Genomic DNA, 6,360 nt, shown 5'->3' on the forward strand with positions numbered 1-6,360 from the left:
CCGGAGCCGCCAGACAACGGCGTGTTCAGCCCACAGTGGCGGACCGGCCCGGGACGATCATGCTGGTGCCGAAGGCGGAGACCTTCCGGCTGTCGGAGTTGTGGTTGACCGCCAGGACCCTTCCGTCGGAGAGCTTCGTGACGAGAACGCCGTTGTCGTGGATCGGCGCGGCGATCGGGTGAGCGGAGCCTGTGACGGCAGCGGTCAGCGCCGTCACCTGGGGGTCTGTGGTGTCCACGGACGCTCGAGTGACGTCTTCCCAGCGTCGGTCGTCGTCCCAGGCGTTGTCCTGGCACGCGGGTTCGGCCTGTCCGAGAGTAGCTGTCATGGTGGAGGTTTCCGGAGTGCGGTTGAGCAGGACGTTGCCCAGGGTGAGCCGGTGATCGAGGGTCCGCCGTTGGTCCGCTGCGGCCACAATCCGCTGCCGATCGTCCGAGTCGTTTTGAAGACAGACTGCAGATCCGTCGAGGGGGAGGCCACGGTCATAGGCCGTAGGGGACAACTGGCGCAGCGGGACAGAGTAGTCGTGCTGGACGATGGGCAGCCCCGCAGCGGTGATGGTTCGGAATGCTGCCGCCTCTTCGTGCAGGCGTTCCGCTGAAAAGGGGCGCCCGTCGCTTTCGGCAATGCTGTGCTCGCGCAGTGCGAAGTCGACGGCGCCGGTCGCTGCCAGCTCCAAGGCCAGGTCCACCTGGTTGCTCCAGGCAGGGTAGAGACCCAGGTTGATCGCCACGGGGACGTCGGTGCCCATGGATTCGGTGAGAACGCCGTCAATGCGTGCAACCACGTCGATCATGGCCCGCCCATAGGCGTCGTCGTCGGCCCAGGGGCCCCATTGACCGACGTCGACCATGTCCTGACCATGGGACGGTGAGAGCGCGGTGTCGTCGAGGAAGATGCCGTCGAAGCGTGCCGGCGGGGCATCGGTGGTGCCGCGTTCGGCATCGGTGGTGAGGATCCGGTGGGCGGTCTCCGCGCAGGCCTGGGCGTAGGCGGGGGAGAGGTCGGCGACGGTCAGGTACGAGAAGTCGGGGTAACCGGCATGCCCTGTGGGCGTGGTGGCCACAGCCGGGTTGTCGGTCGTGACGGCGAACTCGGTGCTGCGGGCCTTGCCCATGTCGGCGCAGGAGTTCTGGAAGATGCCGTTCCAGTGCTCCCAGGGTCGCATCGCGCCGACGTTGAGGTAGGCCAGGAACTGGGTGTCCGGGTTGGCGGCCTTCATATCGCTCAGAGTGCAGTCCCCGGGTGCGTCGGTGGTCGCCATCATGGGGTCGACGATCGCCACGGAGACTTCACCCACCAGGTCAGCGCCTGGACACAGCAGTTGGCCTTGCCGGTAGCCCTGCAGGTATGCCGGCAAGGCGCCGGACTTGCTACCGATCCCCGTGCGTGGCGACTCAGCGGTGACCAGTGGGGCGGGTCCCATGGTCAGGGTGGTGAGCAGGCCAGTGAGCAGCACCGTGGCAACGGCCATCGTTTTCATGTGCACATCATGGACTACGCATTGGCCTTAGTTGCGTAGGTGAATCCCCGGGCGGGTCAGGCGCGTCGCAGGATCCGCCCCCGGTGCGGGGGCAGCACCAGAGAGGGGCCGGCAGGTTCGCCGTGAGCATCGACCATGCCTGCCGGAACCTTGAGGCGGCGCCGCCGGCGTCCGTCCATGTTCAAGTTCACGGCGGCCCACCCTCCGGTGAACTCCCGCCACCAGCTGTGCCCTCTGCGGACCGGGTCCTGGAGGGGGCGGCCGAGGTCCCAGTCGAGCTCGGTCACGTGCTGGGTTTGGTTGTAGTCGTCGTGCGCCGTGGCCGAGTAGGCCCCGCGCCCTGCGCCGAAGATCCAGAACGCAGCAAGTCCGTAGTGGAAGTTGGGGTGCTGGTCGTTGCCGTCTGTCGGAACCCGGAGGATGCTGAGCCCCGGCCCGTCTGCCTGGGACAGCTGGGCCTCGGCGGTGTCCGGGTCAAAGAGGTCGGTGGGGCTGTACCCCAGCCACACCTCCTCGAACCCACCGCCGTAGGCAGCGTGAGCGCTCCACCGGCCGGGTTGCCGGCGGGATTCTGCGATGTTCGGGACCAGGACCTTTCCCACGGCGTTGAGAGACTCACCGGCGGCGTGGACGAGCTCGTCGAGTCCGTCGCGGATGTCGGCCATCGAGCGGGCACCATCAATGGGAAGTCGCAGTCCGTAGTAGTCGTCGAAGACGTCGTTGTCGGCCATCACACCGTCGAAAGGCGAGTCGGTGAGTTCCTCGGTGACGTTCTCCACCCACCGGGCCCGGTAGGCGGATGACCATACGGTCATCTGCCAGTGACCGCCATAGCGTTCCCACTCGATCCGTTGTCCCTCCACACGGCGGGCGAACCACTGTTCGTCCGCCTCGGCATAGGAGACACCGGAGCTGTAGAGGGGGCCGGGCTCGTAGCTGCGGGTGGAGGACAGGCACTTGTAGCAGAGTACGGTCATGTCCGGTCGGCGCTTCTTCAGCTCGGCCGCGGCCGCCAGCTCCCACGGCTGCAGGATCGCCGCGCGGTAGTGCTCCGCGGCGAAGTCAATCTGTTCGGAGGTGATCGGATCGCCGTAGCGGATCCAGGCGCCGACGCCGCTCACGAGGCCCTCTCTGGGGTCAGGTGCTCTTCGCCCCAGTATTCGAAGTTGCGCTCAGAGTTCATGTTCCCGAGCATGCGGTAGAGCTGGTTGTAGGAGGCCATGACTTCGTGAAGCTGGAAGAAGTCTTCGACCCGGCCGCGGGCGTTGGCGCAGTAGGTGCGGTAGCGCTCCGTGTCCTCGATGACGGTGCGGATCTGAAGAGCCATGTTCTCGACATCGCCGGCGGACACGAGTTCACCGCACGCCCCCCAGGTCCGCCCATCGGCGGTGTGGAGGTCCTCGGCGACGAGCTGACTCATGCCGCCCACGTTCGTGCCGACAGTGGGGATGCCGGCGGCCATGGCCTCCAGCACCACGATGGGCTGGCCTTCGTTGTAGCTGGGCAGCACCAGCAGGTCGAACTGGTCCAGCATGTCCCGGACGTTGACCGTGCCGTGGATGGTCACCATGTCTTCCAAGCCAAGGCTTTCGATCTTCGCGAGGCAGGCTTCGTAGTACTCCGGCACGTGTTCGGTAGGTCCGAGAACGTCCAGGTGCAGGTTCGGGTAACCGTGCCGCTTGAGAATCTCCATGCTCGAGAGCAGGTCCATCAGGCCCTTGATGGGCACGACCCGGGCGATGTAGACCAGCTTCCAGGTGTGGTCGTCCCGGCTCGCGGCAATTTTTTCCACGGCTGCTTGGCGCGCGTGGTACTTCTCCTCGAACTCCTCGATGGTCATGCCGTTCGGCAGCACCACCGACTTGTCGATGTCCGTGCCCAGTTCCGCGGCTTCGGTGATCGCGGTCGGATACAGATAGGTGATCACCTCGGCGCTGGGGTAGCAGAAGTGCCCCATCTCGATCCACCACGCCATCCAGGCCCTCTGCTCGGCCGTGACGTCGAAGGTGCGATAGTCCTTGGAGGTGATGGACAGTGCCATGTTCCGGTCCAACAGTGTGTTGACCGTGTCACGCACATACAGATTGTGCTCCGTGAGCAGGAAGGACGTGCCGTGGTCCCGGGCGGCGGCGGCCCCCAGCAACGAGGCGTATCCGGTGGTGTGCGCGTGGTAGACGCGGGCTCTCGGCATGGTCTCCCCGAGCACCGCATAGGCCAGGGAGAAGAATCCGCGGAGCACCCAGAAGGACTCCGACAGCGACAGGCCCAGCTGGGGCATGCGCTCGGTCAGGGCGTGCATGAACTCCCGGGAGCCGAGGATCGCCCACAGTGGGTACTGTCGGGTGCGTTCGTTGAGGCCTTCGTCGATGAGCTGCCACAGGGGCTCGGTTTCCCGCCGCTCGGACAAGGCGTACAAGGCGTCGAAGATGCGGTTCGACAGCTCGGCGCGCTGGGCGGAGCTCATGTCCAGATCCTTGGGCCGGACGGCCATGAAGTCGTGCCGGTGCTCCTGCATGCTCAGATAGACCACCCGCACCCACTTGACGTTCTCCGGCATGCCGTAGAGGTCCTCGTGCGGACTTGAGGAGTCCCAGGAGATGTGGATGATGCCGTACGTGAGATCGGGATTCCCCATGACGATGTCGTGGACAACAGCGGACACCCCACCCTTGAGATAGGGATAGGTGGATTCCATGACGATGGCAACGTCCACGTCCACGTATTGCTGTTGACGCTGCTGGGCCGGCAAGAGGCCGAGGATATCGGTGGCGGTGGCGGTGGCGGTGGGGGTGGCGGTGGCGCGGTGCTTGGCGCGAGAAATGGTGAACGGGTACATGCCAGTGGCTCCTCAGGGGCAGTTGGTCTTGGCCGGTGTAGGCACGGCCGAAAATCGCGGTGGCTGACCGGGGTCGTCGTCCAGCAACGGACGAGGACCGGCGATCCTGTCGGGTCTGCGGGAAGTGACTACCAGGAGGTGGCGTGGCGCCAGAACAGCGTGTACTCCGGCTGGACCCAGTGACGCTTGTACAGCCCCCAGGCCACGGCGACGAGCATGAGGTCAGCTACCAGCAGGACGCCGTAGGCGCCGTTGGCGCCCAGCGTTGTGAACGCCAGCACGCACACGAGCAGGTGTACGGCGCTGAGCACCTGGGCGGTGATCTTCTCTCCGATGTAGTCCAGCTCGTAGCCCAGCAGGGTGAGCATCATGAACGTCCAAGAGGCCACCGACACGGCGACGGCCAGGAGGACGTGTTCTGGTTGCAGGCCCCCCAGCAGCATTGCGGCGGCCAGGGTCAGCACCATTCCGATGGCTGCGGTGCGCAGCACCGCACGGTCCACGATGTGGCTGAGCAAAGTGGAGTGCGAGGCCAGCACCGGCAAAGGCTCGCGCTCGATCGCCCGGTGCAGCCCGGCCACGGCGTGGTCCACGTGCGGGGCGAGGTTCACGAAGTAGAAGTTGTAGGCCAGCACTGCCGGGAGCATGGCCATGAACACCACGACTACTTGGAAAGTGCCGTCGGTGACCAGGAACAGCACGAACTTGTCCGCCCACAGGACCGAGCCGAGAAGCAGGCCCCTGACGACATCGCTGGCGAAGCTGCGGTGCCCCAGGCGTTCGAAGGACCGGACGTGGACAAGGCGCTTGCCCATCGCCGCGATCTGGGTCGCAGCGGCCAGCACTGGCGGCAGGATCCACAACGTCGGCGCCAGCACCAGCGCCACGGCGTATGCGCCCCAGGCCAGAGCCCACAGGCCGCGCCGTTCCCCGACGTTGGCCAGGACCAGGGACTGCACGAACAGCACGTGCGCTCCGCACAGGACGAGGTAGGCGCCCATGGCCTGTGCCGACCATCCGGTGGCCAGCCACAGCGGCACGGCGAACAAGCCGACCAGCGGCAGCGTCTGAAGGAACATTGCCGGCCACACCTCGCAGAATCGGCGGGTGATCTGCGCCATGTCACGCTCGGCCATCAGGCCGCCGATGGCACGGTAGGCGGGCATGCACGCTGCCTGGGCCAACCAGGGAACGGTGATGGACGAGGCCAGCACGACGTAGGTCAACTGCACCCCGCCGATCGCAGACTCCGCCATGCGCGGACTGACCAGCGGGAAGACGATGTTGAGGAAGATCACCGGGGAGAGGTACAGCAGGAGGTTCACCCCGCCCCGGGAGCTGACCGGTGACTCCGCGTCGTCATCGACCGGTCCGGAGGTGCCGCCACGCATCATCACCGCTACGACACCGACGACGAGAAGGCCGCCGGCCAGAGCCAGCAAAGTCAGGCTGGGTCGGACAAGGTGCTCGACGACGGTCGGCACGAGAATCGTCAGCGACAACGCCATCGCAATGACTGCGGTGCGGCGCCGACTGTAGGCGTCGTGGATCAAGGACTGGATCGATCTCATGCTTCCCCCTGCGAATCGGGCAGCGCCTGCGACCCCCGTCACAGCAACGCCCCGATGAACTGAAATGCGATCTGACCTGGAATGTCGTCGCGGAGCCAGCATGACGGTCAATGGCGTGCAGAAGCAAAAGAAGTGATCAATCTCTCCTGAGGTCGGAGCATGGGCGGCGACCCATCTGTCGATCCGCGGTCGGAGGAACGCGTCGATGTGGGGGTTGTAGGCCCAGACCGAGCCCCTGCGGCAGGACAGTGGGTGGAACCCGCAAGAAGCATGGGCCCGATCATTTGTCCCCTTCCACGGGGACATGCACGGAGTTCCACCGGTACACATACCCGGATCACGTGTAGATCCGGGAAAGTCTGTCGTGCACCGCGAAGCGTGACGTCACGGTTTGGAAACCCTCTCCATCGCATAGCTAACTTGAGCGCATGAGTGGAAACAGCAACCCCCGGACGGTCCGGAAGGCCGTA

At 65.6% G+C, this 6,360-nt stretch carries 4 protein-coding genes; all 4 read right to left on the reverse strand.

What is annotated here, in order from left to right:
- Positions 1–25 precede the first annotated feature (25 nt).
- The 4 genes from E7Z53_RS14815 to E7Z53_RS14830 all read right to left on the reverse strand — a co-directional run bounded on the left by E7Z53_RS14815 (position 26) and on the right by E7Z53_RS14830 (position 5,890).
- Positions 26–1,483, reverse strand: a complete 1,458-nt coding sequence (locus E7Z53_RS14815) for a hypothetical protein (protein WP_176338064.1) — start codon at positions 1,481–1,483, stop codon at positions 26–28.
- A gap of 56 nt (positions 1,484–1,539) precedes the next feature.
- A complete protein-coding gene (locus E7Z53_RS14820) occupies positions 1,540–2,604 on the reverse strand; it encodes a putative glycoside hydrolase (protein WP_095650408.1) in 1,065 nt (354 codons plus the stop codon).
- On the reverse strand, positions 2,601–4,319 hold the full coding sequence (pelF, locus tag E7Z53_RS14825) for a GT4 family glycosyltransferase PelF (protein WP_176338065.1): 1,719 nt from the start codon (positions 4,317–4,319) through the stop codon (positions 2,601–2,603). The genes E7Z53_RS14820 and pelF overlap by 4 nt, the downstream gene beginning before the upstream one ends.
- Positions 4,320–4,447: 128 nt before the next feature.
- Positions 4,448–5,890: a hypothetical protein gene (locus E7Z53_RS14830; protein WP_176338066.1), complete on the reverse strand. Its 1,443-nt coding sequence runs from the start codon at positions 5,888–5,890 to the stop codon at positions 4,448–4,450.
- Between the last annotated feature and the right edge of the window lie 470 nt (positions 5,891–6,360).

It is taken from the genome of Kocuria salina, assembly GCF_013368965.1.
In the GTDB taxonomy this organism is placed as follows: Bacteria; Actinomycetota; Actinomycetes; order Actinomycetales; family Micrococcaceae; genus Kocuria; species Kocuria rosea.

Coding starts and splice junctions, on each gene's coding strand:
- E7Z53_RS14830 (WP_176338066.1), bottom strand. CDS start 5,890: ATGAGATCGATCCAGTCCTTGATCCACGACGCCTACAGTCGGCGCCGC.
- pelF (WP_176338065.1), bottom strand. CDS start 4,319: ATGTACCCGTTCACCATTTCTCGCGCCAAGCACCGCGCCACCGCCACC.
- E7Z53_RS14815 (WP_176338064.1), bottom strand. CDS start 1,483: ATGAAAACGATGGCCGTTGCCACGGTGCTGCTCACTGGCCTGCTCACC.